This is a genomic window from Gordonia sp. NPDC062954 (assembly GCF_044543825.1).
GTDB classification, from domain to species: domain Bacteria; phylum Actinomycetota; class Actinomycetes; order Mycobacteriales; family Mycobacteriaceae; genus Gordonia; species Gordonia tangerina.
This window is the reverse complement of record NZ_JBITWL010000019.1, coordinates 79,234-106,205: the sequence shown is the minus strand read 5'-3', so window position 1 is coordinate 106,205 and position 26,972 is coordinate 79,234. Positions and strand designations below refer to the sequence as shown.

Genomic DNA, 26,972 nt, shown 5'->3' with positions numbered 1-26,972 from the left:
GTCACTCCCTCACCGCCCGCACCCCGCTCGACGACGACGCCGAAACGATCCTCACCGCCATCAACGCCAGGCACTAAGGAGGTCCAACTCAGGTCTGACGCATGTGGAACGTGGAAACCCCGTCTGGGTCCAGCCTTGTGCGGCTGGTAGGCCGACCGTGAGGGACGCGTACATCCCAGCCGGGAACAGGATGACCCGAGAAGCGAACGCCGACACGCCGAAAGGCAACGGGAAGGGCTTCACCACGGGGCGGCCACCTCTGGTCGCGGTGAGGTCGAACCGGTCGGATACGAGCGCAATACTCGGCCCGAGAGGGTGCCCACGCGGGTCAGGTGAGTTCGTGAAGGGAGACGATGATTGTGACGTCAGCATCTGCGGGGACGTTGGACACCGCCACACCAGTGGCGGTGAACGGACCGCAGGACTTCTGCGAGGACTGGGACCAGATCGATTGGGACCGAGCCGAAATGGAGGTACGGCGGCTGCGGCAACGCATCTTCACGGCGTCACGGGCGGGTGAGCACCGCAAGGTGCGTAGCCTGCAGCGGTTGATGATGCGGTCTCGGGCGAACGCGCTCGTTGCTACGCGTCGGGTCACGCAGATCAACCAAGGACGAGGAACCGCAGGCGTCGACGGCGTGATTGCTCTGCATGGACCTGAACGGGCCGAGCTGGCCCGTCAGGTCCAACAGGGCGACCACCGATCGGCTCTGCCAGTTCGGCGGATCTACATCCCGAAGGCGAACGGCAAACGACGTCCGCTCGGCATCCCTGTGATCGCCGACCGCGTGTCGCAAGCCGTGGTGCTCAACGCACTTGAGCCCGAATGGGAGGCCCGGTTCGAACCGCGAAGCTACGGCTTCCGACCCGGCCGGGGCTGTCACGACGCGATCGAGGCCATCTTCACCGTCTGCAAGGCCAAGGACCCGAAGCGGGCATGGGTCCTCGACGCCGACCTGACAGCAGCCTTCGACCGGATTGATCACGATCGGCTGCTCGACCACCTGCATGGATTCCCTGCAAGGGATCTCATTGCGCGGTGGCTGCGAGCCGGAGTGATCGAGAACCGGCAGTTCGCCCCGACCATTGAGGGAACGCCGCAAGGCGGCGTCATCAGCCCATTACTGATGAACGTCGCCCTGCACGGAATGGAAACCGCCGCTGGAGTTCGGTACAAACCCTTTCGTTCTACGCGAGGGTGGTCAGGGCCAGGAACACCGGTGCTGATCAGGTACGCCGACGACCTGGTCGCACTGTGCCACTCACGGCACGAGGCCGAGCAGGTCAAGCAACGTCTCAGCGCGTGGCTGGCACCCCGAGGGTTGACGTTCAACGAGGACAAAACGCGCATCGTGCACTTGTCCGAAGGGTTCGACTTCCTCGGGTTCACCGTCCGCCACTACCGCAACCCCGGGAAGCTGCTGATCACACCATCGAAGACCGCGGTCAAGCGGTTTCGCACCAGATTGCGCACGGAAGTGCGCAGCCTTCACGGTGCACCCGCGGCAGCGGTGATCAGCAGACTCAACCCAATCTTGCGGGGATGGGCCGCGTACTACCGAACTGGTGTGTCCAAGAAGGTCTTCTCCGACATCGGCTCCACTCTGTGGTGGACGTTGTTCAAGTGGGGCAGCCGCCAGCACAATAGGAAGACCGGCCAGTGGATCGTGGACCGCTACTTTGGGCGGTTCAATCCGAAACGACAGGACCAATGGATCTTCGGTGACCGGGAAACCGGCGCCTACCTGAGGAAGCTGTCGTGGACGCCGATTCGCCGCCACCAGATGGTCAAAGCCGATGCGTCCCCGGACGATCCCGCTCTGGCCGACTACTGGTATCAGCGACGGCGCCGCCGCCGGCCACCGAACGCACCAGCACCCCAGCCTCGTCGCCCGCGACGCCCATAGGGACTTGCTTGAGCCGGATGCGATGAAAGTCGCACGTCCGGTTCTGAGGGGGCTCCGGCCCGGCAACGGGCCGGAGCTACCCGACGACGAAAACGCTGATTCCGGTCATCACCGGTTTCGTCGAACGCCACGAGATCACCGACATGGTCGTCGTCGCCGATGCCGGCATGCTCTCGGCGGCCAACCTCAACGCCCTCGAAGACGCCGGCCTGAAATTTGTTGTTGCCTCACGCACTTCCAAGGCGCCCAACGAGTTGGAGGATCATTTCGGTCGGCGGGGCAACTACATCGACGACGGTGGAGTGGTGGAGTTGAGCAGGCCGATGGGAACCGGCGCTGATCGCCGCGACCGGCGGGTGGTGTGGCACTACAGCTGGGCACGCGATCGCCGCGACAACCGCACCCTCAACGCCCAAATCCTGCGCGCCCAGCGTGTTGCGGATAAGGCAGAGCCGTTGCGTAAGCAGCGATTTGTGAAGATCTCCGGCCAGACGGTCACACTCGACGACGAGTCCATCGACCGTGCCCGCGCCGCGGCCGGCTACAAAGGTTACGTCACCAACATCGCACCGGAGGTGATGGACGGGCACGCCGTTGTTGCGGCCTACCACGACCTGTGGAAGGTCGAGCAGTCATTCGCCGATGGCCAAATCCGACCTGAAAGCCCGCCCGATCTTTCACCGCACCCGCGATGCGATCGACGCGCACCTGACCATCGTGTTCGCCGCCCTCGCCCTCGCCCGTGACCTGCAGAACCTCACCGGCATGTCGATCAAAAAGATCGTACAAACCCTGCGCCGCATCCACACCGTCATCGTCGACATCGACGGCCACCCGCTGACCGCACGCACCCCGCTCGACGACGACGCCGAAACGGTCATCGCCGCCATCAACGCCAGGCACTAAGGAGGTCCAACTCAGGTCAGAGGGCCGGCGTGTCATTGACGTGAAGCGCCGTATACTCCCGGGTTTTGTGGCTCTACTCTGGCTCTCCCCACACCGCGTCATCGATAGCCTCAGCCTTCCGCTTGGCGGATTCATGCGAATTCGCCACGCCCTGCAGCCACACACCTGCACGGCTCACTCCGACGAATCCGAAGTCGACGGCCTTGGCCCCGAGCGCGCGAGCACTGCCGGCCGCCAACTTTGCACGGTTCCCGATCTCCGCGAGCGCGTCCTGGACCCCGGGATCCTCGGATTCGGTCCAGCCGATCACCTGGCTGCGGCGCGCGTGGGCGAACTGGTCCAGGTCGTCGCGCAGCGAAACCATGTTGGATTTCAGCTGGCCCGTGGACATGAAGCGCACAATCTCGAGCGGCCGGATGCGCGCGAAGTCTGCCAGGTTTTCTCGGGCCTGGACCAGGACTTCACCGTCACGCTCTATATGAGCGCGGAGCAGATCCCGGGCTGACTGGACAACACTCTCGAGATGTTGGGGCTCGGTCTCCTCGACACGCGCGATCCGAAGACGCTGCCACTGGTACAGCGTGTCCTCGGCGACAACGAGCAGTTGCAGGGTCTCTCCCAGCTGATTCGATGTCACCACTTTGTCCAAGTACTTCGCGCGGTCCTGGATGGGTTTCTCCGGATCGAACCCCGTCAGCGCATCCTTGATATGCGCTCTGAGCTTCTCAATGGTGATCTCGAGCGCTGGTCCCAGAGGCGCAACCGCATCCCAATCCGCGGCGGGCAGCGAACCCTGACTATCCAGGTACTCGACAAGCCGCGTGACGGTCGCGTTCTGCCCGACAACATCTCCCGCACGATCGGCCTTCGCGAGCGCAAGGACCTCGTCTACCTTGTCCTCCACGCGCTCGACGGCCTTTTCTACGGATGCGATCGCCGACTTCAGCGCCATCTGAACCGCGAACATCTGCAGCGCCATCGCCTGCGAGGGCCCCAACGACACCCGCTGCCACTGCAGCTGACCGGCGAACTTCCCCTTCGAGTTCACGACCATCATCCGGTTAAAACCATCTGTTCCGGGGATGACCTTGTGAGCTCTCAGCAGCTTCATGCTCGCCGGCGACAGTCGCACGAACTCTCCGTGCTGAGCCGCCACATTCGCAATCCCAGCGGCCGTGGCCGCCACGTTCGCGGCCTTGCTCGGTGACAGCGCGGCGATGTCCGCTGTGTCACCAGCAATGCTTCGGAGCCGGTCCAGATAACGCTCGACCGACGCCTGATCGCCGGTGAGTACCAGACCCTCCTCGTCCACCAACACGGCCAACTCGGCACCGCTCTTCGAAGCGGCTTCGAGCATGCGCTGATCCTCGTTCACATCGGAATGCTCTCAGACGAGGGCGACATGTGCGAGTGCGGTTGGTACCAATTTGTGCATCCCGTCCGCGCGTTCGAGCCGACCAGAACACCAGGTGCGGATCAGAGCGGCAGGAATTCTCCTGCCGTCCGTTGTCGATGGCCTGCGAATATGCAACGGTGGGCCCCTCGATTCGACGCTGCGGTACTTGCGCTCGATACTCCCCGACATGGCCACCAATTGTCGCGTTCCTGCCCTGCGTCCGCCACCCAACACGACGCCTGGCACGTACATCGACGGCCGCCAGCAGATCACCAGACGTTCACCACGACTTGTGATCACAACGAATCGCGCACGCCGGTTCCGAAGTCTACCGCCGACCGGAGTACTCTGAACGTTCGTCGGCGGCTTCGAGAGTTTGCGTAACCTGGAATGACCTGCTTGAGGAGTATCGATGAACGCGCCCGACCCGAGATGCGGCTGGAGTTCGAGAGAATCCTGCGCTCCAGCAGTCCGGGCCTCGCCCACGGAGAGATCTTTTGCTACAGGGAGCAGGGTCTGGACGACGCGGGGCAAATAGCGCCGCTCCACGGCACGAGTGTCGCCAACGTCAAGAACTTCATGACGAGCCTCGGCCTCTTGTTCTCGGGTACCGTACCCGGTACTGCTTCAGCTGCGAGGACGCACTCCATAGTTTACAAAGAGCTACTGAACCACGATCTTTCTCCGCGATCTTCTCGCTCACGTCAAGGCCCGTCCTGCGCGAACTCATGGCCATCAACCCCGAGATCAACATGAAGTCGTTGCGCACCCGCAGCTACCAGTACTCAGCGAAGCGGCCACGTTCCGTCACCTAGCTAGCTAGGAACGACCCGCCACCGGCGAAGCGACGCGCGAATAGGCCTGCCGGGGACGAGTTCTTCGAACCAGTGCTCGAGGTCGTGCAGACAGTTGGCCGGCCAACGGAATCCGGCCTCACCGACATCGACGATCAGGATCTGGCCGCCGACCCACAGCATCGCGGCGATGGCGTGTCCCGCCGAGGACGGACGCTTGACCTCCGCACATTACTCAGCCCGCCCTCCCAGCGCCTCCCTGATGGACTCCAGGGGCGCCAGCAATCCGTTCGCGCCGCTGGGAACTTCGTCGAGGGCATCCCCAACGCGCTCGACGATGCACCGCTCATCCCGACTCAGCAACCCCGCGAAGCGGTCGTCGAGCAACCATGATGCGTCGGTGGCGGCATAGGCCGCGACCACATCGAGGAAGATCTCCATCTGCCGGACCCGGTCCTTGGGCTTGGCGCCGGCACAGATGAACCAGTCGAATTGCCTGGTCCACAACTGTTGTCTGGCTGCGTGTCCCGACACATCGATGAACGTCCCCTGCAAAACCTCGGTGCCGTTCGTGCGCAGGTATTCGTCGACCTCCATCGCCAGGCGAATGACGTTGTCGTCGGCCAAGGAGGCCCCGACGATCAGCAAGTGCTTCGTCATCAACGTGGGCCTGCAGAAGCGATCCGGCCGGCCGAGAGCGTGCGTCGAAGAGCACGAAGTCGCGTCGGGTGAGCACGATGCTCTCGGGCTTGCGAAGGTCACCATGCAGTTTGAGGAGCCACGGCCGACCGACTTCGACTGGTTCCCACGGCAGCACAGACGGTGCTCGCCGGCCCGTCTGCGCCACGGCGCGCTCGAACAGCCCGTCGTAATTGGTGCTAATCGCCTCGTGCGTACCCAGTCCCGCCAGAAGACCATGTGCAAGCGAGATTTTCGTCGGTGTTCCGAGGATCTCGGCGACCACGTCGCCGAGTACCTGCGGCTCGACTGCGTACTTGAGGAGTTCTGCGGTGTCCAGGCTCCCGAGCTTCTTCATCGGTTCGAGGTCGACGCCGGCGCGGTCCGCGATTATCTCCAGCAGCCGATTCCACGACGGCAACCCCGCGGCCATGCTGACGCCGGCGCCCAGGAACAGCGCCAGGTGCCCGTCCTGGGCGAGACGGCCGAGTCGTTTGGCCTCGTGGAGCGCGCCGTCGGGCAGCACCCAGGGCAGCGGCGTCGCACTCGTATCCGACATCGACCGGCGACGATGCTGGGCCGCGCTGAAGACCGACCGATTCGGGGTCACCAGGACGATGTCGACGCGGTGCTGAGCGACCGAGTGCAACAGCGCGTGCAGCAAAGTGTCCAGCACGCGGCCGCGGTGGGCCCCTTGACCTCCGTACCCGATGCCGAGCACCGGAATCGCGATGCGGGGCACCGCCCGCGATTCGGACGCCGTCAGTCCCGCCATGACGATGGCCCGCACCGTCCGTTGGACCCGCTTGCCGAGGTGCTCGCCCTCGACGGCATCGTCGTCGAAGACGCTCAGGAACCACACTGCATCGTCGGCACGGCTCTGACCGAATCCCAGTTCCCATCCCCATCCGTCGGGCTTGGCCTGTCGGGGATCACCGGTGATCGGATGCCAGTGCGGCTCCACGCGGAAGTCGGCATCCGTCGGGATGATCACCGCGTCGGCGTCGAGGTTTTCGATGCGACCATGAAGGACGAAGAGGTGGCCGGGCTCGCGGGTGTCGTGCACGAGACGATTCTAGGAGCGGACTGTTCTGACGTGCGTCATCGTGTTCACGATGGACTGCGAGGCTAGGCTCGTGCCGCGCGCAGTGAATGTCTGCACTGGCGAGCACTTTTTCTGGATTGCTGTCCTGGAACGCCATACCTCACAGAATCTGAACTGGACCACACCACGATCTGGGCTCGGGGCATGCAACCGCTACACGTCACGCCATCTCAGGGGCGTGAACCACGGGATATTCAGCTGGTACTCAGCGTCGAGGGCTGCGAGAATAGCGCGAGCGTCGCCACCCCGATAGGTAGCGCTGGCTTCGACCTTCCAACCGAGCGCTTTGTCAATGGCCGGCGCGAGTATGCCATTGTCGAAGTTGACCCAGTTGTTGGGATCGATGTCGATCTTTGATGATGTGAGTGGGTCGAAGTCGCTCCTCAGTGCTTCGACGCAGATGTACATGCGAGGAACGGTGGCAACACTCGTCACGAGCAGATCACTGGCTTTCATTGGCTGCTGCGCTTTCCAAACCTTGGCTTTCCCGCCGTTGGCATCGTGGATGTCGCGCAGCGCCTCGTCGTATGGACTGCCAGTCAGCGTGTGCAACCGCTTGCGCGGTGCGAGCGTCGGCAGTGGGTGCAACACTACCCAATCGTAAGGTGGCAACTCCATGACCCGAGTGTGCCAGCCCAGTCCGGATTGTCCGTTGAAATGCTACAACCCCTGTGTGACTGAGCTTGGCCAGCAACCGACATCTGCGCCTCGTTCCCAACACAGCACGTGGCGCTACACCGTCGCTCTCTTCGGAGTTGTTGTAGCCGCAGTACCTCACCAGTCCAAACCTTCGACACACGCGGCGGCTGGCGTCTCCAATCGCCACGGAAGACCAGACCCGGGTAGCATGAATCCCGAATCTGCTTGTTGCAGAATCATACTCACGTATCATCCCTGCGTTGCGTAGCTCAAATGTCCTGAAGCGGTGTGCGCCCCACTCCCCCGGCCGCCCAGCACCCGCCCCATGACCCCGGGCCGAAACAGCGAGGCAGGCGGGGCGACCAGCTGCTGAACCTCCGTCCACGCGCCATTGACCCGATCGTCTGCCGCTGAGGCGCGCATGACCCGCTGGATGTACCGCGACACCAGACCATGTCCGGGTGGGCGTCGGCCGCGGGTGTCGGGGTAGACGAAGTCCCCGCCGGTGGCGATCGTCCACGGATTGTTCACCACCGTGGCCAGGCGTGCGGCGATCCGGTCTTCGACACCGGGCTCGACGCCGTGATGCGCAACCTCCTCACCCAACGCCTTCGCCTGCAGCAGAGCCGAACTCATCCCTTGCCCGTAGATCGGGTTGAAGCTGGCGACCGCGTCGCCGACGGCCACGTACCCCGGTGTGGACACCTGGTCCCAGTGACGGCGCAGGCTCGATCGGAAGGTGTAGCGGCGGGGCTCCTCGAGGAACGGGCGCTCGAGGAAGGGCGCGACCATAGGGTCGGCGAGGGTGCGGGCGAAAGCTTGTGCGCCGTCGGGATCGGTGGGTGGGCTGTCGCCGAAGTAGCCGCCCAGGATGACCTGCCAGCGATCGGCATCCATTGGCAGCAGCCCACCGATACGCGGCAGCGTGGGCGTGTTCTGCACCAGAACCAACTCCCCGAGCTCCGCGTCGTCGGCGTGGCGTTCGATGACGAACCCGGTGTACTTGAGATCCACACCGACCTCGGTGATCGGCGGTTCGGGAACCTCGACAGCTCGGCGGAACGGCCCCGCGCGTCCGGTGGCGTCGACGACCAGGTCGGCGTGCAACGACGGCCCGTTCTTGATACCGACCCCGACCAACCGGCCGGCGTCGTTCCGGATCCCCCGGTTGACGACTCCCTGAACCACGGTGACCGACGGCAGCGTCCGCACCCGGCGCCGCAGTTCGGGTTCGATCAATCGACGCCCGCACCTGGCGCGGGGGAATCCGAGATCGGGCAACACCAGGTGGCGTCGCGCGACGCCGCCTCCGTGCCAGTACACCGGCATACGGGTCGGGTCCGGCCCGCCCGATGCCGCGCCCTGCTCGAGCAACGAGGCATGGAACCCGTCGAACAACTCCTCGAGCACCACGCTGCCCGCCATCACCATGGCGTGTGGGAGCAGGCCTTGCGGCGCCACACTGCCCGCCGCGTCGTCGGCGCGTTCGATCACCACGACCTCGTCGACCATTGGGGCGAGGACCGCGGCCACCGCGAGTCCGCCGATACTGCCGCCGACGACGACTACCCGAGTGCTCATGATCCGACCTTTCGTAGCAGCGTTACGTTACGTTGTTACGGTACGCCGTTCCGCTACTCTGTCAATATGGGTAGGCCGAAGATTCATGACGACGCCACGGCCGAGCACCTGCTCACCGTGGCCGCCGACCTCATGTATGCGGAGGGGCAGTCGGCGTTGTCGGTGCGCCGGGTCGCCGACGCCGCGCACACCAGTCATCGCGCGGTCTACGCCCTGTTCGGTTCCATGCAGGGACTACTCGACGCCCTGGCCACCTTCGGCTACCGCGATCTGGCCACCCGGGTCGGCGAGTTGACCCCCACCGACGACCCGGTCGCCGACCTGGTGCGCGCCGGAGTAGTGGGCTTTCGCGGGTTCGCCACCAGCCGGCCCGCGCTGTTCCGCCTCACCTTCGACGAGATCTCTCCCGCTGCGCTGCAACAGGATCGGGTCGTCGAGGCCGCGATCGCCAGCTACGACGCACTCGCCGCCTGGGTCGGTCGGGTGCGCGATGCCGGGCTCATCCATTCGTCCCGCACAGATGCCGACTGCATCTTCGCCTTCCACGCCACCTGCCAGGGACTCGCCGGCTGCGAACTCGCCGCCCAGCCACCACCCGCGGGGCCCGGTTTTTGGCGGGGTGTCGCTCCTCGTGATTTCGACGCCGTGTGGCGCGACACGCTCCGATCGGTGGTCGACGGGTTCGCTGTGGCGCGTTGATCCAGATCAGCTATGGCTCGCGCTGTTCCAGCCTTTCGCCGATATCGTTGATCACACCGCAAGCGTCTGAATGGCCGACACGTCCACGTGCGCTCGTGCCGCCCGCAGGTCGTACTCGGCTTGCAGCTTGGTCCAGTATGAATCTGTTTGTCCGAAAAGCTTCCCCAGTCGCAACGACATCGGCGCCGTGACACGACGGCGTCCGTGGACGATCTCGTTGATCGCGCGTGGCGAAACACCGAGCAGATCTGCGAGGCGGCGCTGCGACAGACCGTACTCATCCATGAAGTCCAGCAGGATCTCTCCCGGATGAATGTTCATGTCGTCTCCGTTCACCGCCGGTCCCGCCACGCGATGACCAGAGCACAGCCGCTCCGTTTTCGCGTCGGCAAACGACCTGATCACGGCGTAGTCCCTGACGAGTATACCGTTGCGCAACGGGTGACAATTGGCTTCGGCCTCATCTGCTCGACCGATCACTGACATCAGTGATGCCGTCACTTCTATCACTGATCCCGTCACTCATATGAGTGATGCCGTCAGTGATATACACTGATCGATCAGTGACAGGCGTCAGAAGGAGTCGGCGTATGCGACCAGCGGATCTGCAGGACATTGTCGACGCCGTACGGACCGCGGGGACCGATACCGCGACGGTCGAGGTCAAGTCCGGCGGTGGTGGCGCCGGAAAGAGTCTCTGGCCGACGATCAGCGCATTCAGTAACACGCACGGTGGGGTTGTGATTCTGGGGCTCGACGAGGCGACCGGGTTCACACCCGCCTCCGGTTTCGATGCGCGAAGAGTTCTGAACCAGATGGCCGATGTGGCGCGACCCCGAAGTGGAAGCGAACCGGCGGGCCCGCTGACCCCCACCCCTGCGATGAGTGTCGATCAGATGGAGGTCGACGGAGCGTCGGTTGTGGTAGCCGAGGTCGAAGAGCTTCCCGCGGCAGAGAAGCCTTGCTTTGTCACCGCGCAGGGCAAAGAACGCGGCACCTACATGCGCGTCGGGGATGGCGACCACAGGCTCGACACTTACTCGGTCTTCCAATTGTCGGTGCTGACTGTCCCCAGCAACGCCGACCGTGAGCCCGTGATGCAGGCACGGATCGACGATCTGGACTCGAGCCTCATCGCCAGAACCGTCGCACGGTTGCGGGCCAGCCGACCCAGGGCACTGGACGGAACCTCCTCGGAACGAGATGTATTGGAGCGGGTGGGAGTTGTCGACCGGGACACGGGGGTACCGACCCTGGGAGGGCTCCTTGCACTCGGGCGCTTCCCCCAACAGTTCTTTCCCCAACTGATGATCAGCTTCGCCTCCTACCCGGGCGGCAGTAAGGACGTGATCGTCGGTGACGAACGAATGGACGACCGCGCGGTCCTCGAGGGATCGATACCGGACATGATCGACGACGCGGTTTCCGTGGTCGTGCGCAATCTGCGTGTTCGCCGTGTGTCCAAAGGCGCTGGCGCCCAAGATGTCCCAGAGATTCCCATCGATGCGATTCGAGAGGCGATTGCCAACGCAGTCACGCATCGCGACTACAGCGAGCTGGCGCGCGGCGATCAAGTCCGCGTGGAGTTGTATCCGGATCGTCTGGAGGTTCACAGTCCTGGCGGACTGTGGGGCGGTCGTGACGTCGAGTCGATCTTCGATGGCCAATCGCGCTCGCGGAATCAATTGCTGGCGAGGCTGCTGACCGAGGTCCCGTTTGCCGACCGGAATGAGACCGTCGGTGAGAACGCGGGCTCCGGCATTCCCAGAATGCTGGGAGAGATGACGCAAAATGGTTTGCCTGCACCGCGTTTCCAGAGCACACCGGCATCGTTTGTGACAGTGCTCGACAGGTTCGGACTCCTCAACCCGGAAACCCGTGAGTGGCTCGATTCGATCGGCGGCCGCCAACGCACCACTATCGGCGACAACGCGCTTGCACTGATCCACCACCTGGGATCGGTGACGGTCGACGACCTCAGACGCCAGCTTGCAATAGACACGACGGTGGCGCAGGCGGCATTGACCGATCTCGTCAGCGAAGGAATCGTCCGCAACGAGCGCGGCACGTTCGAATTGACTCCCGAAGCGGAATCGGGAACCGAACTCACCCCGACCCAGCGCAGGATCGTCGATGCACTGTCGCACGGTGGCACCATGACCGTGCATGAGTTGGCCGAGTCCCTCCACACACCCGTGAGCACTCTCAGACCCGCACTTCGAACACTCGTCAGCGCTGGCAAAGTCCACGCCACCGCGCCACCGACGAGCAAGAATCGCGCGTACCGAATCTGAGGATTCACGTTCCCCCGGTCGACTCCCAGCGATGTCACTGCCCCGGCGTAGCGTGCCCTCCATCAGTGTTGGCCGGACCGCCTTCAGTCCGGGCAAGGAGCATCAGGGGGGACACCATGCCATTCGACCGCTTCGACGATGACGACGAGCCGGAGCCCTGGCTCGACTTCACCGAAGACCTCGCGGCCCGACTCGGCGACCTCAAGACCGACGTGTTCGAGTTCATCGAGTTGGAGGATCCCGAACGGGGCTGGCACGGGCACCTGCTCACCTACACCGCCACCAGTTCCGGACGGGTGCGGTGCGTCGTCCCCAATAGCGCACTGTCACACCGCAGCCGGGAGGAGTGGACGCCATACCACCAGCAGTTCGTCGCCGCCGGGTGGCGCTATCAGCCCCGAAAACACCAGCACATCCGAGACGTCGGACGGCGCGCTCACCATGAGGTCGCACGGCAAAGCGTCGCTTTCCTGCGTGAGTGGTGGAATGTGCCGTATCCGTGGTCGCTGACGTTACGGGACCCGAACGGATCGGTCCATCCGCTGGAACCTCCAGCCAGAACTGCGCCGACCGTTCCCCCGGCGAACCCCGGTCCCCTGCCGGCCCGAACGCGACGACACCTGACCATCGTGCCCGGTCTGCCCGACGCGGACTGACGGCCACCGGGTCGGGCCCCCTTATCCCCTACCCATGACCGACACTCCGTCCGACGGTGCACGCCCCCGGTTCGACGTGATCCTCGGCGGCCTCCACCCGTCCCAGGCCGGCGTGGATACGGTTCCGGAACCACCGCAACAAACTGACGGCGAAAAGTTGTCAGACCTCGGTTCTACTCTCTGAATCAGTTCGTCAGAGATCGGAATGCACGCTCTCAGAACCGCGAGCACTACGGCGCGCGACCGTCCGCAAGAGCGGGTGGGTCGACGGAGCGTGAGCGATGTTGCTCTGGTGCACAGCGGTATTCAGATTGCCGACGACTCGGTCGCCACGACCACCCGCTGACGCATCCGCCGATAGCCGATCAGCGCACCACAAGATACGAAAGGTTCACGATGACTCAGCACAACAACGACATGCCCACCGCGCAGTGGGGCCAGCCGACGCCTCCTGAGGGCAAGAAGGGGTGGAGTCGGCGCAGGAAGATCGCCGTCGGCGGTGTGGCCGCCTTCGTCACCCTCGGCGGCATCGGCGCGGCGATGGGCGGCACCTCGGACACCGAGACCAAGGAGGTGAACGCCTCGCCAGGCAGCGTGTCCGCGCCCACGCCGGTCGAGCAGGCGGCCGCCGAGCAGGCCACCGTCGCGCAGGCACCGGCCACGGCCACGCAGGTGGTCGACACCACGACCACCGAAGCACCCGCCCCGGCCCCCGAGTCGGCTCCGGCGACGCCGAGCCTGACCAGCAGTCAGCGGAACGCCGTGCGCGCCGGCGAGACCTATTTGGACATGATGGGCATGTCCAAGCAGGGCTTGATCCGCCAGCTCAGTTCCGATGCCGGAGATGGGTTCTCGGTGGAGGACGCCACTGTCGCGGTCAACCACATCGAGCAGCAGGGTGATGTGGACTGGAATGAGGAAGCCGTGCAGGCGGGTCAGACATACCTGGACATGATGGGGATGTCGCGTTCCGGCCTGATCCAGCAGTTGACCTCTGATGCCGGCGACCAGTTCACGCTCGAGCAGGCGACGTACGCCGCCGACCAGCTGGGTGTGTGACCGGCGACGTCGGGTCGTCGTTGCTATCGAATACCCCCCTTTAGCAACGACTTCCCGGCTACCTGGTCACCCAGGACTCGCTCGCATACTCGGTGTGGACCACAACGAAGGAGGACCCGCATGGCCAAGGACGGCTGGGAGTTCTGGCGTCTCACCCGAGTGGAGGGCAGCACCGTGGACTGGCTCGCGGCGACCAGGCCGGAGGCTCGGGCGTTGGTCGATCAACGTAAGGTGTGGACGCTCATCCCGAATCGTTCGACCTTTCTGGCGAACTGGTTCGTGACCGAAGATCACCATCGCGCATCCGATTTCGTGTGGACGCACGAGAACATCGACATCGTCGAGGCCCGGCAGGTCGCCGTGGAGATGCCGAATGTGTCGGCCGACGATCTGAAACGCATGATGAGCCCGACAGCGGAGCTCACGCTCGAGCAGATCGACCGCTACCCCGTGGAGAAGCTGCTCGGCAAGCGTGTGGCAAACATCTTGAGTGATCGGCGGGTGCGGCCGTACTGAGACACATCGCGCCGACGTCACGCCACCGCGGTTCTGTCGCACCCCCGTCATAGCCTGTCCGCACACCGCCACCACCGAGGAGGGACCGATGCCCGTCACCACGACCGAGAGCCGTCTGGAGTTCGTGTTCCCCGCCGTCCATCCGGACGCACGCCTGTTCATCACCGTGCACCGCACGCTGCGGGTTCCCGACGACGACACCAGCTACGGCCTGCCGCCGGGGCTCGGTTCCTTTCAGCTCACTGACGCCGGGCAGGTCCGCAGCCGGGCCGGCGACTGGTCACCCGGTGATGTGCTGCTGCCGATGTGGCAGGCCGAGGCGGCGTGGTTCAGCTTCTCGGCCCCAAGCGACTATCCGTTCCTGGTGCGGATGTCGGTGGGCGGCGTCAACGCTGTCACCGGCGACGACTTCACCGATGAGGTGGACTTCACCGGCGAGGACTACTTCGAGGTGCCCACCCAACCCTGGCTCGATGGGTTCCGCGTCGATGAGACGACGGTGCGCCAGTTCGTCGCCATGCCGCTCGGTAAGGGGTACACCGCGGCCGAGCAACTGACCGGCGTCGACGACGCGGCAGTGCGGATTCAAGTGACACCTCTGAAAGGCGAAACGTGGGCTCGCCGTCGAGCCGCCCGACAAGCCCTACAGCAGACGGTGGCCGACTGCGGCGAGACCATGGCCCCGATGGCAGCACCCGATGGCGCGATGCCAGAACCCGGCTCGGCGATGGGGATGGGCGCCGGCGGGTCGATCACCCAGTCGGTCGCGGTACCGATCGAGCCGAAGGAAAATTGGGCGATCGGCGCGCAATCGCACGCCACCCTGCGCATCATCAACAGCATGCAGTGGCAAACGCTCACCGGGACTCCCCCACACCATGCGCCACCGACGATCACCGAGTACCAACGACACGGGTACCCGTGGTTCGAGTGGTACGACGACTCGCTCGCGCGGCAGGGATCATCGAAGTTCGCCGATCTCGACACGGTCAAGCAGGTCGGCGACAAGCATGGCGAGCAGCCGCTGCCCGACAACCCGAGTTTCCCGCCGCCCACACCGCACATCGTCGGCGGCTGACCGAGGACCCAGCACGATGCCCACCAACCCTGTCGGCATGGCCGACCACCTGGTCGCGATGTCGTCGGCCGGCGCCCGCAGCGCGTTGCGGCCCGCACCCGATCCGGCGGCCCTGAGCTCACTGCTGAATCACTGCGCCCCCGAGAATGCGCGTGACGCGTTCCTGCGTTTCACGTGGTCCAACCGCACGCCGCAACCGAACCCGGTAGCGCAGTCTCCGGGTCCGTGGCAGTGGTGCCGACGCCACCCGATCGTCACGGTGGTGATCGCGTTCCTCGCCTGGGCGTTCATGACTGGCATTGCCGGTGGCCAACCGTTGGCGGGCCTGGCGCTGCTGGTTGTACTCGGCGGTGTCATCTACTGGCTGCAACGACGCGCGAACCACGAGAAACGGCCCACCGCACCGCCGATCAATCCGTGGCCCTACGGCGCCGAGCGCGTCCCCGCCTACGGTGCGCTCGCCGGCGAGTCGACACTCCTGCGTCCCGAAGCCGAACTGCTTGGCGTCGCGGTGCTGCTGGTGGAGACCATCCAGGCCTCGCCCGTGGTGCGCAGCGACCTCATCTACACCGGCACCCTGCTCGAGCAGATCAATGCGTCGCTCTACACGATCAGCCATCAGTGTCACCGCATCTGGTGGATTCGGTCCTTGCTGGAGAAGCCCGAATCGACCTCCGATGTCGGACGCGCGTTGCAGGCGGCGATCGACCAGCGCGTGCAGCGGGTGGAGCAGAACTGGCGTGAATTGCTGGGCAACGTCGCCCAGCTCGCCGAGCTGGCCGTCGACTTCGATCAGTACGCAAAGGTGTTGCGCGATCACGCCCGGCACCACCGGTTGATGGCCGACGGTTACGGTATGCCGATCCCGTCGGCGCCCGACCCGCAGTGGCAGTACTTGCAGGAGGTGCAGGCGAACCTGTCGGCGCAGGTGGGCTTCCTCAACGACACGGCGGTTCGGGTGAGTGCGGTGGATCTGGGCTGAGTGTGGTGTCTCTGAAGGCGAGCAGGATGCGCACCGCGGTCGCGGTTCGCCAGAGAAGTTCTACCCGTGCTTCGTCCGTAGGCACGCATTCAGCACGCCCAGTCACCCCACCACCCAGCCCCTTCCTCGAGCGATCGCAGTCTCAATCGCCTGCTGTCCCGGCTGCGACACCTGCGTCTCGATGAAGTCGTTGAGCATCTCCGGCGGCGTTTCGCTTCGTTCGGCGACAACGACTTCCTCCCAGGTTTCGTAGTCGGCAGGGTCATCGAAGACGATCACGCCAACGCCGTGTTCTGTCGCCGCCTGCTGAACGTTGCCGAGTGTCTCGACATACGCGTCGGTCAGCTCGTTGCGCATCTCGATGAGGACGTACGCGTGCGTCGATGCGCGACGATGTGCCAACGCCTCGAACACTGCGATCACATTGAGCTTCGCCATCGGTTTGACCTCGAACGTGACGATCTCGAACTGCTGATGCGGGACGTGTTTGAAGGTCTTCATTCCCACCGCGACCAGGTCAGGCCGGGTCCAGTACCCACCAGTGGGCCGACGGCCCTGGTGTGCGGTCTCCTCGATCACCAGGGCGTTGAAACCTCGGTCCTCGGACCAGCCGGTCTTCAGGGTCGCGAGAATGGGTTCGTACAGTTCAGCCTCGGCGACCGGTGGGCGGATCGTGGCGGAGCACGCCGCGTCGTCGACGCTGACGTCGGAGTCGTCGGTTACCGGTGCGCGACGCAAGGCCCCGCCGCGTCCGCGTGCCCGCACCACAAGTTGCTTCTCCAGCAGGCCGGCGCGCGCACGCTCGTATCGCGACCTATTCCAGCCGAGATAGGTTCTCGCAGCCGTGTTCCCGAGAGCCTCACGCGAATCGGGCAAGGCGACGAACAGGTGATACTCGTCGATGGTTAGTTGCAGTTCGTACATCGCGTCCGCTCCTCGACTCAGGACGTGTACCCGTCTGACCGCTGGCAGCCGTCCGTCGGTGCTTCGGTTCCCCTCGAAGCCTCGCATTCTCGGCAGCTTCATACGGCTGATTCGCCCCAACTACGGACCAGCCATCGATGCCGCACTCCGCGGTTCAGCGCGTCCCCAATGAAATGTCGGTCGGACCCACTACGGTCACCGGCGGACTGATGAAAGGGGCCGCACGTGCACACAGCACCCGGTTGGTACCCCGATCCTTGGCAGCAAGCGCAGTTCCGGTGGTTCGACGGCAGTGGCTGGACCGCCACCGTGAGCAGCGCACCCGGTTGGTACCCCGACCCGTGGCAGCAGGCGGCATGGCGATGGTTCGATGGCAGCCAGTGGACGGCCACAGTGCATCCCGCAGAGCAGCGCGCTCCGGTCAACCCCACGCCAGTGGGTCCGTCGACTCCGAGTCCGGCGGGCGATCTGCCGACCGATCCTGGCCTCACGTCGCCCACGTGTGAGTCTGACCGCAGCCCCAGTGGCGGACTGGCCATCCCAGAGCAGACCGGGATCACGCCTCAGGATCTGTCGGAAGCATCAACCCTCGCCGGCCTCATCGGTACCGGATCGACGGTGGCGGTCATCGATGTGGAGACCACCGGGCTGCGCCATTCCGATCGGATTGTGGAGATCGCCATCGTGACCGTCGATCACAGGGGCGTCATCTGCGACGAGTTCGAGACGCTCGTCAATCCTCAGCGCGATGCCGGGCCGGTGTGGATTCACGGTCTAACCGCGTCCATGCTTGTGGACGCGCCGAGTTTCGCCGACATCGCGGGCGCTGTGGCCACTCGCCTCGACGGTGCCGTCGTGGTGGGCCACAACATTTCTTTCGACACCCGGATGGTCGGATACGAACTGACCCGCGCCGGGATCGACATCGACTGGGGTAGCGGGCTGGACACTCTGTCGGTGACCCGCCGCAAGCTCGCCGCCGCGTGCGCCGCCCACAGCATCACCCTAGACAATGCGCATCGGGCAATCGCCGATGCCCGGGCAACCGCCGAACTCCTCCTCAGGGTGGCCGACCAGTTCCCGGCGGCGGGGACACCGGCGCGGACCGGTGTGCGTGAAGCCGCCCCCACCCGGCTGCAAGTGCGTGACAAGGCTGCTGCCGTCTACCAACCGTCGCCCTACCTGGTCGAACTCGCTCGCGACATCCGGCCGGCCGCCGACGTCGCGAGCTATGTCGTGTTGCTCGACCGGGCGCTGGCCGACCTGAAACTCACCGACGATGAACGCACCGAGCTGCGCGAGCTGGCCGGCGAGCTCGGGCTTACCGATCGCGACATCGAGCGCGCGCACCGCGAGTTCCTCACATCACTTGTCGACACCGCCCTCGACGACGGTGTCGTCACTGACGACGAGCTCGACAGCCTGGTGCGTGTGGCCGCACTGCTCGACCTCGACACGCATCTGGTTATCAGCCGGACGAACTCCTATCGGATTGCCACCGAGTCACTTCAGCTGGACGCGGATCTGACGGTGTGCTTCACCGGCGACGGGGCGAGCCGGGCTGATGGCACGGAGGTGACGCGCGAAGAGCTGCATGCGATTGCGGCACGTCACGGGCTACGACCGGTTGATTCGGTCACGGCGAAGGGATGCCAGTTGCTGGTGGCCGTGGATGCAGCCACGTTGTCCGGTAAAGCGAAGTCGGCGCACAAGTTTCGCATCCCGATTGCCACGGTGGACGACTTCCTCGCCGCGACTTCCGCCGGCCGGCCACTGCCGGTCGGGGTACTCGACCATCACGGTGTGGCATGCGTGTGCGAACGGTGCGGGGATTCGTGGACTGCGAGTCGTCGTGGACGTGTCTGCCGGGAATGTCGTCGCAGCCCTGCAGGTGCTGCGACACGACGCGCGAAGTCAACGCCGGTCCCCACGCCAGAGTCCAGCGTCGACACGTTGGTCTGCGCGGAATGCTCTCGGACGTGGCACCGCGGACGGACACGTGGCCGTCGACCGCACCGCTGCCCCGAGTGCGCCGGTGCGGCTTGACGGGTCTTGGGAATCGAAGACCCGTCTGCCCGCTCATCGGTCGCTGGGATACGGTCAGGCATGTTCCATAGCGTGTCCGACCGCGAGAGCCGCACGGCGAGTCGGCAGCGCCTGCGCCCGTACTCTCTGCGACTTCTTCTCATCTCTGTTCCGATCAGCTATGGCGCCTTCATGTTCGTGGTCTGGGGGATCGGGGTGCTGACCCACAGGTCTCCCGGGGACCCGAGCATCGTTTCCAGTTTCGCTGTCGTCAGTGTCTGGTATGCGTTGTCCTGCTACGTGTGGATTCCGCTGACCTGGATCGCATCGTCGTTCACGATCGCGACCTTCCGGCGGCGGAGGCACTGACAGTCGCACCGCCACCTCACCTCCCCCGCCTCATCTCCGACGCCACGTTGAGCTCAGCCGCCACCCCGATCGCCTCGAGCAGCACCGGTACAAACCTCCGCACATCACGGGGTTCCGGCATCAGCGGCTCATCGCCACCGGCGGCGGGCTCCCCGTCGGGCCATTCTTCGAGCCATTCGCCGCAGATGCGCGCATACCGGCGCAGCATCGGCGTGTTTGCCTTGGTGTCACAGGCGATTCGGGATGGGGTGACGCCGCACGGGTCGGCGACCCAGCGTGTGATCAGGTCGACCAATCCCGCGGGCATCTGGCCGTGCGGCGGGCCATACGCACCGGCCATCTCGGGGTGGAGTTGTTCGACGATGTCGATGGCGCCAGACGTACAGAACTCGCGCCAGCCGTCCATCGCGGCCAGCAGGTTGGCCGGATAGAAGGTGGTGCATTCCAGCGCTCTGACCGCGAACACGTGGTCTTTGGCCACGACGATGGCGACGTCGGGCCACCGCGACGAGTGCTCGGCGACGACGGCGCCGAGGAGCTCCATGTCGGGCATGCAGTGGCCGACGACCGTGCAGAACTCCAACCGCATGGCGTGCGGAGACACCAGCAGTTTGGTGTTGATGCCGTCGACGTCGGTGAAGCGGATGGCGCCATCGTCGACCGGGCAGTGGTGTCCCCACGTGGCGGTCAGCGTCTGCGCGGCCATGGTCAGCAGATGTTGGGCGTCGTCGGGGATCACGCCCGGCGATGCCTTGCCGCTGAGGGTCAGCACTCGTTCCTTGGGTCGGTTCTCTGCGCGGAGTCTCTTGGCCGCCGGACTGAACGGGTCGTGCACATTCAGCACCGACGGATGCTCGATCTGCCAGACCTCACGCAACGCCGTCTCCGCGTCGCACACACCAGCCTGTCGACCGTCCGTTTGCCCGACTCACGAATAGTCCTGCCCGATCGTAGCTTTCGCCATTCGAGCCTGGCGAGAGCCGTTCGCTGCGCTCGGGCCTCCGGCGCTTGATGCGATGGCCAGAAGTTGGTGAGCGCCATGTCGCCGACCGTGCATCGCGCCCTCCCCGCTCCGGTCGTGGTGAAGATGAGCAGGGGTCGTCCGGTGCTTTCTGCGCGGCTGAGTTCGATGAACTCGTCGCGTTGCAGCCTCGCCACGCTCGCGCTGAGCCGTGTGCGGAACTGTCGCCATGCCACATCTGCGTCGTTGTCGAAAGCCGCAGCCTGATCGTCGGACATGCATCCCCCTATGCCATCGGCCGTCGGCCATCGGCGATGACCGCATGCCCTGCACGGTAGGAGGGAGCTCTGACAAGGCACGGGGGCTGCGGATCAGTTGTCCACAGGGGGAGGTTCAGACCACGCAGCACCTCGAGCGTTGCGCCCGGCGGTGAGAGCGGGCGCGAGCCACTAGGCTAGGCCCACCGGTCAGCCCGGCAACCCTGCCGCCACCCGGTTCCGCAGCGCATACGCCAACGCCGGATCATCGCGCAGCCCCCAGTCCGGCCCAAGGAAATCGGCGCCTGCGTCGGAGTTCTGTTTGAGGGTGTGGTCGAACCAGCTGAGCAGGATCGGCGCGAACGGGTTGTGCGCGGGGTCGTCGACGGGGGTGAAGTGCCCGACGCCGTTGGCGCACAGCAGGTATGCCGGGACGCGACCGGCGAGTTCGTATTGCGTCCAGCGCGCCCACAGGTAGTGCGGCACCACCACGTCGTTGTAGCCGGTCAGATACAGGGTCGGGACGGTCAGCGTCGCACCAATCGCCACCGGTCCCGGCTCGACGGCCGCGGCACTGCGCACGGTGATGCGCGGGTCGACCAACCGCCACACGTTCGCCGGCAGGCTGGCGGCCTGCTGGGTGGCGGCACCGCCGGCCGAGTGGCCCGCAATCGCGATCCGCCCCAAATCGACTCGGTCATGAAGCGCGGAACGACGGTCGGAGTCGGCCCTGGCCACGGCGGATGCCGCGATCAGGGGCAGATAGGCGAAGGAGTTCACGAAGTCATACGGGATCGCGACCACATATCCGTTGCTGGCCAACATCTTCGCGGTGAGGTCGTAGTTGCCGGGTTCCGACAGGATGCCCCCGGTCCACAGCACCACCGGCAGCCGGCGATCGGGTGGGGTGTTGGTCGGGTAGTACAGCGCCACACCGATCGGACTGGCCAATCCGTTCGGGAATGTCTGTGAGCACTTCAGGTCCGAGTGATTGTTTCCGAACGCGTGCACCAGGCCGTTCGAGATCGCACCGTACAACGACGTGCAGGCACCTGCATCGAGAGTCTGCGCGGTGCGGTACGGGCCGGTCAGCGAGCGCTGCGTCGCGGTGTCCGTCGTCGGGGGTGCGGCAGACGCGACGACGGGTTGGGCGAAAGCCGTGACAGCGACCGCGAGTGAGACCACGGCAACGCAGAGCCGGATGGCGAGAGCAGACATGAGAATGATTTCCTTCGCATGAGGATCACAGAGGCAGGGCAGGTGCGCCGATCTGGGCGCTCGACCTTCGTTCCACTGTGCGAATGGCTTTCGAGAACGTCTCGATCTGCCCGGCCATCAGATGCTTGTCGAGCTTGTCGATCGCCCCGTTGGCGGGCGCGGCGGTCAGATATGTCTGCGACGGGATCAGCGACACCGTGGCGATGCCGCTCTTGTAGAAGGGTGCGCCTTCACCGAAGTACAAGGCGGGCAGCGGATCACACGTGACGGTCCGCTCGTTCGCGGTCCCGCGGGCGCTGGCCAGGTAGATCGACCGCATCGCGGGTGTGGTGGTGTAGCACCAGCCGACCTCGGGCCGCCCGGTCGGACCGTAGTGACGGTGCTGCGGGTCGTCGAGCCATTCGCGACACCCCAGATGTTCCAGGGTCAGTGCCGCAACAGCTTTCCGATGCGCGCCCTTGCCGTCCCACCATTCGGGGTGCATGCGCATCCATCGGCTCGACGCCTGCATCGTGCCGACTCCGCTGCCGACCTCGGTTTCGAATTGCGGCAACTGGAAGTGCCCGGTGACGAAGACGAACACCAAGGTTCGGCGTCGTCGGTGGGCCGGCACCTGAGCGAACTGTCGGGCCAGGGAGATCAGCCCGATGCCGCCGTTCTCCTCGGCGACGTTCGGTCCATCGGTGTGCGTGTTGACGATGACGGTCTCGGTCGGGTCGGTGCCGGGCAGGACGGCGAACAGGGTGTCCGTGGCCGCGCCGAGCGCGCGACGGGCGTGCATCACCAGCCGCGCCGATGCGCCGCGGCGTGCCGACGCTCTGACCCGTTCGGCTTCTTGGGGACCCACCCACACCGCGGGGCATCCCTGGTAGCCGGTGGTGAACGGCGCATACTGGTCGTCGGCCAACGCCTCGCTGATGCCGGTGCGGATGCAGATCACGCCGCGCACACCCGCTCGCACAGCATTCTCCAGCGTCGGGGCGCCGACCGCGTCCGACACGCTCGGCAGGTACGCGATCGGATCCGGCGGCGCCGCGTCGACCGGGTACTGCCCGGAAGGCCGGTAGCCCACGGTGATCGGCAGCGGCAGCACCGGCACCTCGACCACGGCGATCTTGCCTCGGGCCGGTTCCCACGCGCCGATCTGGCCGAGCACACCCAGGTACTGCAGCGGCGCAGTGATTCCGTCCGGCCCGGTGACCCCCGAGTACGGGAAGTAGAAGGCGACCGGCACCGGCGTGCCGTCGATCGCGAGTTCCCAGCGCAGCGGGTCCCATCGGTCAAAGGTCAGCCGGTCGCGGTGGACGTCGAGGCCGATGCGGTCGAGGTCTGCTTCCAGCGAGTCGATGAATCGGCGATGGGCGGGATTGCCGGTCAGCCGAGGTCCGTGATCGGCGAGTTCCAGATTGCGATCCCATATCTCGTCGGTGCTCAGCCCGCGGGGCAAGCCACCCGGTGCGGCTTCTGCGGCGCCCGGCCGTGCGGCGAGCATCGCGCCGGCGACGCCGACTCCAGCCGCCTGCAACAACCGGCGACGACTCAGCGCACGACCTCTCAGCCCAGACGAATCGGGTTCCCCAACCATTCCATCTCCCCTGACGACGACGGCCCGTGAACGTGATGTGGCTCACGGCGGTGGCATGAATGTAGTCCCGTTCAGGAAAGAAAAACAAGTGCGTACTTTTATCGGTGGCGGCGGACGGCTCTGTCCCTCCGCCGCCTGAGTGATTGTCTGCGCAGGTCAGGCGGCTAGACCATCGTCGTGATAGCTTCACGTGGTCATCGACGTCCCGTACCGCTAGAGGAAGACCCCGATCATGGCGACCAGTGGCGGCGAGCCGGGAGGTGCGCCTGCCGATCCCCGCGGCATCGTCGCCATCGTGCCGGGGGTGTTCTTCACTCCCCCGGCACCGCTGCCCCGAGGTCGGCACAGCATCCCTCGCGTCCAGATCGACGCCGCCCAGCAGGAGCGACTCCTCATCGCGCTCACCGAACTCGTCGCGGCCCGGGGCTATGCCGCGGTCAGCGTCGCCGACATCGTCGAGCGAGCGCAGGTGTCGCGGGCCGCGTTCTACCGGGTGTTCGCCGACAAACAGGCGTGCGCGCTGGCCGCCTACGACAGATTCATCGAGGTGTTGCTCACCGGCATCGCGGCACGGCTGAATCCCGAGCAGAGTCTGGCCGACTTCGTGGACGCATGTCTGCGCGGCTATCTGGAACCGATGCAGCGCGATCCGGTGGTGGGCCGCGCTTTTCAAGTCGAGATCGACGCGATGGGTGCGCCCGCCCGGCAGCGTCGGCGGCACTCGTTGCAGCTGTTCGCCGACACCGTGGCCGACCATCACCGCCACATCGTCGACACGCGGCACGAGGGCGACGTGCTTCCCCCATCGGCGTACCTCGGTGTCGTCTACGCGGTTCGCCAGATCACGTCGGATGCGCTCGAGACCTCCGACCCGGTCGATCTGCTCGCCTCCATCCCCGAACTCTCCCGATGGCTGCTCCGGCTGCTCGATCCGGCAGCGGCCTGACGTTTGCTGGGCTGGGGCCGCGTCGACATCCCCGCACGGGTTCTTGTCGGTTGGCGGTCACCCAAGGTGGGCCACTCCATCCCCGCTCAGATCTGCGATCCCCGCCGACCGACCGCTGAGCACCAGCATCAACGACTCGGCCGGCCCTTTGACGATGGGGCCGTCGCCGCCGGTCCAGTCGAGGTCGGTGGCCACCCAGCGCACCGTGGTCGGCGTGGTGCCGAAGATGTTCTTGCCCGCGCTGTCGACCAGGAAGTCGAGCACCTCCCGGACACGGTCGGCATCGAAGTCAGCGGCGATGCCGAGCGGTCGGCGAATGTCGAGTCCGTGCACGAGGGTGTCGGTCAATGGTGCGCGCGGTCCCTGCCCGGGCGGTGTGAAGCGTTTGTCGGCCTTGTCGCGCAGCGTCTTCGGCAGATCGGAGTAGCTGGCCGCAACCTTGGCGGTCATGGCGATGTTGGCGCGATCGAAGTTGCCACGGGCGCGCAGCATCGCCAGCCCGAACGCGGGGATCGACACCACCAGCGGCACCACCAGATGGGCCACCACGTCGCGGCAGGTCCAGCCGCCACACAACGACGGCGTGGCCCACTGGTCGTCGGTGAAGGTGCTGGCCAGGTCGGCCAGGCGACGTCGCTCATCGGCGATCGCGGTGAAGATCTCGTCGTCGTTCACGGGGGCACCGTCGCTTTCGTGTCGATGTCGGTGACTCAATGGTCACACGGTGGTGAATCCTGACGCGTGGTCACGACAACTCCGCCTTTGCGCCGCGGCGTACGTGTCATAGCGTCTCGGGGGATTGCCGTTCGTGCGGTAGGAACTCTGGCGCCACCTCGGCAATTTCCGCCATCGCACGTTGAACCTCGGCGTGCAGTTCCACGCCCTCGGCGAGCCATCTGTCGGCATCGGCGAGCGGTTCGTCGTGGTGTCGGGAACCCCAATGCTCGTTCCACGCCTCCAGTTTGGCAGCCAGGCCGCGACTCAGGCCGAGCCGACGAGGATCGGCTGGATAGTTGTCGGTGAACGACTCCCACAGTGGACCCGCTCCTCCCCATTCGGGAAACATGCGGATGACCCGCAACCCGTCTGGCAAGACGACCGGTTTCGAGCTTCGCGACCTGGCCGCCAGAAACCGCAACTGCATATCGCGACGAGCTTGCCGCTCGCCGAACGTTTGTGGCGCGATCCGGTAGTCGTAGCCGGAGAGCCACGTCATGTCGGTACCTCGTGATCCCTCGTGGATCAAGGCCAGTGACCACAGCTTGTCACTGTCGGTGTAGTAGTAGCCTGCGTCCGCGATCAGTCGGGTGACGTCACGACACCAATGATCGAACGCCTCCACGTGGTAGCTGCCGGCCTCGTAGGAGAACACGAACAAACGGAACAGCGGCTCAGCACCAATCCACTCCTCGCGTTCCACATCAACCGGCCCACCATCCATTCGGCCATCCTATGCGGTGACACGAGATGGACCGGGCCGTCACTCCCGCCCGAGCGTCTTCGCCAGCGGCGCAAGCGCATCCAGGTAGATCGACGCCAACATCTCCGATTCGTCGGCGGTGTTGCGCATCCGGCCGGCCTCGGTGGCGTCCCATTGGGCGTCGACCTCGTTCTCGAAGTCGTCGATGGCGCTGACCCGGTCCAGCCAGTCCCGCTTGTCCTGGCGCTGCTGGATGGCGGCCACGATCTGCTGGTACTCGCCCAGCGCGCCGAGCCGTTCGACGAGTCCGTCGAGCCGCCGCGACAACAGTTGCGCCTTGGCGGCGTAGGTGGTGACGACGTCGTGGTCGGCGGCCAGGTTGGTGGGCGGATCGCCCAGGAGCGAGATCTGGTCGCGGACGTTGGCGGCCGACGTCGCCAGCGCGGTCACCTCGGCGGCGAGGTCGACGCGGACGCCGTGACGGTCGAAGAAGTCGAGCTTCCAGGCCGGGTAGTCGCTCACGCGGTCGGCGACCAGGCCGGCGGTCGCGGCGATCTGTCCGATCGATTCGGTGCGGAGACGGTCGACGTCGACGAGGTCGGGGTCCCACCGGTGTGCCGCGAGTTGCCGGTACTGCTCGGACTCGGCCGGTTCTGCCTGTTCCTGGATGGCGCGGCACCGCGCCCAGCGGCGGGCGCTGGCGGCGCGGAGGTCCTCGGCAAGTTCCGCCAGCGGCTCGTTTGGGGTGTCGGGCTGCGGGTCGGAGTCGGCGGGCAGCGACTTCTGGGTGGACGATCCGATCCGTCGGACCCGGTCAGCGATTCCTGTGCCCAACGACCGGACACCGTCGACCACCCAGGACCCGACCACCACCAGGGCAACCGCGATCGCCGCCACCACGACGACAATCACGAGGAGCCTGATCACCTCTCCAGTACAGCACGATCAGCGGGGTCGCCGGTGAGTTCGGGGCGCTG

The 26,972-nt window shown here is 65.5% G+C and carries 26 protein-coding genes and 2 pseudogenes; 13 read left to right on the top strand and 15 right to left on the bottom strand.

All coding sequences use genetic code 11. From position 1 onward, the window contains the following. Positions 1-353: 353 nt before the first annotated feature. The 3 genes from ltrA (at position 354) to ACIGKQ_RS17800 (ending at position 2,813) form a co-directional block, all read left to right on the top strand. Positions 354-1,907 (top strand): group II intron reverse transcriptase/maturase, encoded by a 1,554-nt coding sequence (gene ltrA, locus ACIGKQ_RS17810; RefSeq protein WP_396574614.1) that lies wholly within the window; start codon positions 354-356, stop codon positions 1,905-1,907. A gap of 143 nt (positions 1,908-2,050) precedes the next feature. Continuing rightward, entirely contained in the window at positions 2,051-2,653 is a 603-nt protein-coding gene (locus ACIGKQ_RS17805) for a transposase (RefSeq protein WP_396574613.1), read from the top strand. A gap of 19 nt (positions 2,654-2,672) precedes the next feature. Then, the gene (locus ACIGKQ_RS17800) at positions 2,673-2,813 is read left to right on the top strand and encodes a hypothetical protein (RefSeq protein WP_396574612.1); all 141 of its coding nucleotides are present in this window, start codon (positions 2,673-2,675) and stop codon (positions 2,811-2,813) included. Positions 2,814-2,886: 73 nt separating this feature from the next. Here ACIGKQ_RS17800 and ACIGKQ_RS17795 read toward each other — a convergent pair whose 3' ends face one another. The 6 genes and pseudogenes from ACIGKQ_RS17795 to ACIGKQ_RS17770 form a co-directional block, all read right to left on the bottom strand. Then, a complete protein-coding gene (locus tag ACIGKQ_RS17795; protein WP_396574611.1) occupies positions 2,887-4,188 on the bottom strand; it encodes a hypothetical protein in 1,302 nt (433 codons plus the stop codon). 884 nt (positions 4,189-5,072) lie between these two features. Continuing rightward, positions 5,073-5,195 (bottom strand): annotated as a pseudogene (locus ACIGKQ_RS17790) (DUF808 domain-containing protein); the annotation flags it as partial. 39 nt (positions 5,196-5,234) lie between these two features. Next, on the bottom strand, positions 5,235-5,630 hold the full coding sequence (locus tag ACIGKQ_RS17785) for a hypothetical protein (protein WP_396574620.1): 396 nt from the start codon (positions 5,628-5,630) through the stop codon (positions 5,235-5,237). Between the two features lie 94 nt (positions 5,631-5,724). Continuing rightward, positions 5,725-6,039: pseudogene (locus ACIGKQ_RS17780) on the bottom strand (SIR2 family protein); the annotation flags it as partial. Between the two features lie 900 nt (positions 6,040-6,939). Beyond that, the gene (locus ACIGKQ_RS17775; RefSeq protein ID WP_396574610.1) at positions 6,940-7,404 is read right to left on the bottom strand and encodes a hypothetical protein; all 465 of its coding nucleotides are present in this window, start codon (positions 7,402-7,404) and stop codon (positions 6,940-6,942) included. Between the two features lie 270 nt (positions 7,405-7,674). Further along, positions 7,675-9,006 carry an FAD-dependent oxidoreductase gene (locus ACIGKQ_RS17770; protein WP_396574609.1) on the bottom strand — a complete coding sequence of 444 codons (1,332 nt, stop codon included), beginning with the start codon at positions 9,004-9,006 and terminating at the stop codon, positions 7,675-7,677. 66 nt (positions 9,007-9,072) lie between these two features. On the opposite strand from ACIGKQ_RS17770, the gene ACIGKQ_RS17765 reads away from it, so the two are divergent. Then, complete coding sequence (locus ACIGKQ_RS17765) at positions 9,073-9,705, top strand: TetR/AcrR family transcriptional regulator (protein ID WP_396574608.1); 633 nt, start codon at positions 9,073-9,075, stop codon at positions 9,703-9,705. A 51-nt stretch (positions 9,706-9,756) separates the two neighbouring features. Here the strand turns inward: ACIGKQ_RS17765 and ACIGKQ_RS17760 are convergent, their stop codons facing one another. Beyond that, the gene (locus tag ACIGKQ_RS17760) at positions 9,757-10,026 is read right to left on the bottom strand and encodes a HigA family addiction module antitoxin (RefSeq protein WP_396574607.1); all 270 of its coding nucleotides are present in this window, start codon (positions 10,024-10,026) and stop codon (positions 9,757-9,759) included. Positions 10,027-10,295: 269 nt separating this feature from the next. Between ACIGKQ_RS17760 and ACIGKQ_RS17755 the strand changes: the two genes are divergently transcribed. The 6 genes from ACIGKQ_RS17755 to ACIGKQ_RS17730 all read left to right on the top strand — a co-directional run bounded on the left by ACIGKQ_RS17755 (position 10,296) and on the right by ACIGKQ_RS17730 (position 16,290). Further along, positions 10,296-11,999: an ATP-binding protein gene (locus ACIGKQ_RS17755; RefSeq protein WP_396574606.1), complete on the top strand. Its 1,704-nt coding sequence runs from the start codon at positions 10,296-10,298 to the stop codon at positions 11,997-11,999. A gap of 116 nt (positions 12,000-12,115) precedes the next feature. Further along, on the top strand, positions 12,116-12,655 hold the full coding sequence (locus tag ACIGKQ_RS17750; protein ID WP_396574605.1) for a TY-Chap domain-containing protein: 540 nt from the start codon (positions 12,116-12,118) through the stop codon (positions 12,653-12,655). A 396-nt stretch (positions 12,656-13,051) separates the two neighbouring features. Next, positions 13,052-13,714, top strand: coding sequence for an Ltp family lipoprotein (locus tag ACIGKQ_RS17745; RefSeq protein ID WP_396574604.1), 663 nt, complete (start codon positions 13,052-13,054; stop codon positions 13,712-13,714). A 120-nt stretch (positions 13,715-13,834) separates the two neighbouring features. After that, complete coding sequence (locus ACIGKQ_RS17740) at positions 13,835-14,230, top strand: hypothetical protein (protein ID WP_396574603.1); 396 nt, start codon at positions 13,835-13,837, stop codon at positions 14,228-14,230. An 88-nt stretch (positions 14,231-14,318) separates the two neighbouring features. Next, complete coding sequence (locus tag ACIGKQ_RS17735) at positions 14,319-15,308, top strand: hypothetical protein (protein ID WP_396574602.1); 990 nt, start codon at positions 14,319-14,321, stop codon at positions 15,306-15,308. Between the two features lie 16 nt (positions 15,309-15,324). Beyond that, positions 15,325-16,290 carry a hypothetical protein gene (locus ACIGKQ_RS17730; protein ID WP_235721584.1) on the top strand — a complete coding sequence of 322 codons (966 nt, stop codon included), beginning with the start codon at positions 15,325-15,327 and terminating at the stop codon, positions 16,288-16,290. A 102-nt stretch (positions 16,291-16,392) separates the two neighbouring features. Here the strand turns inward: ACIGKQ_RS17730 and ACIGKQ_RS17725 are convergent, their stop codons facing one another. Beyond that, complete coding sequence (locus tag ACIGKQ_RS17725; protein ID WP_396574601.1) at positions 16,393-17,214, bottom strand: hypothetical protein; 822 nt, start codon at positions 17,212-17,214, stop codon at positions 16,393-16,395. Between the two features lie 225 nt (positions 17,215-17,439). On the opposite strand from ACIGKQ_RS17725, the gene ACIGKQ_RS17720 reads away from it, so the two are divergent. Then, positions 17,440-19,260: an exonuclease domain-containing protein gene (locus ACIGKQ_RS17720; protein WP_396574600.1), complete on the top strand. Its 1,821-nt coding sequence runs from the start codon at positions 17,440-17,442 to the stop codon at positions 19,258-19,260. A gap of 72 nt (positions 19,261-19,332) precedes the next feature. Then, positions 19,333-19,608, top strand: coding sequence for a hypothetical protein (locus ACIGKQ_RS17715; protein ID WP_396574599.1), 276 nt, complete (start codon positions 19,333-19,335; stop codon positions 19,606-19,608). Positions 19,609-19,624: 16 nt separating this feature from the next. Here the strand turns inward: ACIGKQ_RS17715 and ACIGKQ_RS17710 are convergent, their stop codons facing one another. From ACIGKQ_RS17710 to ACIGKQ_RS17695, 4 genes are all read right to left on the bottom strand, one after another. After that, positions 19,625-20,485 carry a hypothetical protein gene (locus ACIGKQ_RS17710; protein ID WP_396574598.1) on the bottom strand — a complete coding sequence of 287 codons (861 nt, stop codon included), beginning with the start codon at positions 20,483-20,485 and terminating at the stop codon, positions 19,625-19,627. Next, positions 20,446-20,847 (bottom strand): TY-Chap domain-containing protein, encoded by a 402-nt coding sequence (locus ACIGKQ_RS17705; RefSeq protein WP_396574597.1) that lies wholly within the window; start codon positions 20,845-20,847, stop codon positions 20,446-20,448. Before ACIGKQ_RS17705 ends, ACIGKQ_RS17710 begins: the two co-directional genes overlap by 40 nt. A 189-nt stretch (positions 20,848-21,036) precedes the next feature. Further along, on the bottom strand, positions 21,037-22,044 hold the full coding sequence (locus tag ACIGKQ_RS17700; RefSeq protein ID WP_396574596.1) for a hypothetical protein: 1,008 nt from the start codon (positions 22,042-22,044) through the stop codon (positions 21,037-21,039). 25 nt (positions 22,045-22,069) lie between these two features. Then, complete coding sequence (locus ACIGKQ_RS17695) at positions 22,070-23,629, bottom strand: hypothetical protein (RefSeq protein ID WP_396574595.1); 1,560 nt, start codon at positions 23,627-23,629, stop codon at positions 22,070-22,072. Between the two features lie 232 nt (positions 23,630-23,861). Between ACIGKQ_RS17695 and ACIGKQ_RS17690 the strand changes: the two genes are divergently transcribed. After that, positions 23,862-24,575 carry a TetR/AcrR family transcriptional regulator gene (locus ACIGKQ_RS17690; RefSeq protein ID WP_235721575.1) on the top strand — a complete coding sequence of 238 codons (714 nt, stop codon included), beginning with the start codon at positions 23,862-23,864 and terminating at the stop codon, positions 24,573-24,575. Positions 24,576-24,632: 57 nt separating this feature from the next. Here the strand turns inward: ACIGKQ_RS17690 and ACIGKQ_RS17685 are convergent, their stop codons facing one another. The 3 genes from ACIGKQ_RS17685 to ACIGKQ_RS17675 all read right to left on the bottom strand — a co-directional run bounded on the left by ACIGKQ_RS17685 (position 24,633) and on the right by ACIGKQ_RS17675 (position 26,922). After that, positions 24,633-25,250 carry a maleylpyruvate isomerase family mycothiol-dependent enzyme gene (locus ACIGKQ_RS17685; protein ID WP_235721574.1) on the bottom strand — a complete coding sequence of 206 codons (618 nt, stop codon included), beginning with the start codon at positions 25,248-25,250 and terminating at the stop codon, positions 24,633-24,635. A gap of 106 nt (positions 25,251-25,356) precedes the next feature. Then, positions 25,357-26,016, bottom strand: a complete 660-nt coding sequence (locus ACIGKQ_RS17680; RefSeq protein WP_235721573.1) for a hypothetical protein — start codon at positions 26,014-26,016, stop codon at positions 25,357-25,359. 39 nt (positions 26,017-26,055) lie between these two features. Beyond that, complete coding sequence (locus tag ACIGKQ_RS17675) at positions 26,056-26,922, bottom strand: hypothetical protein (RefSeq protein ID WP_235721572.1); 867 nt, start codon at positions 26,920-26,922, stop codon at positions 26,056-26,058. Between the last annotated feature and the right edge of the window lie 50 nt (positions 26,923-26,972).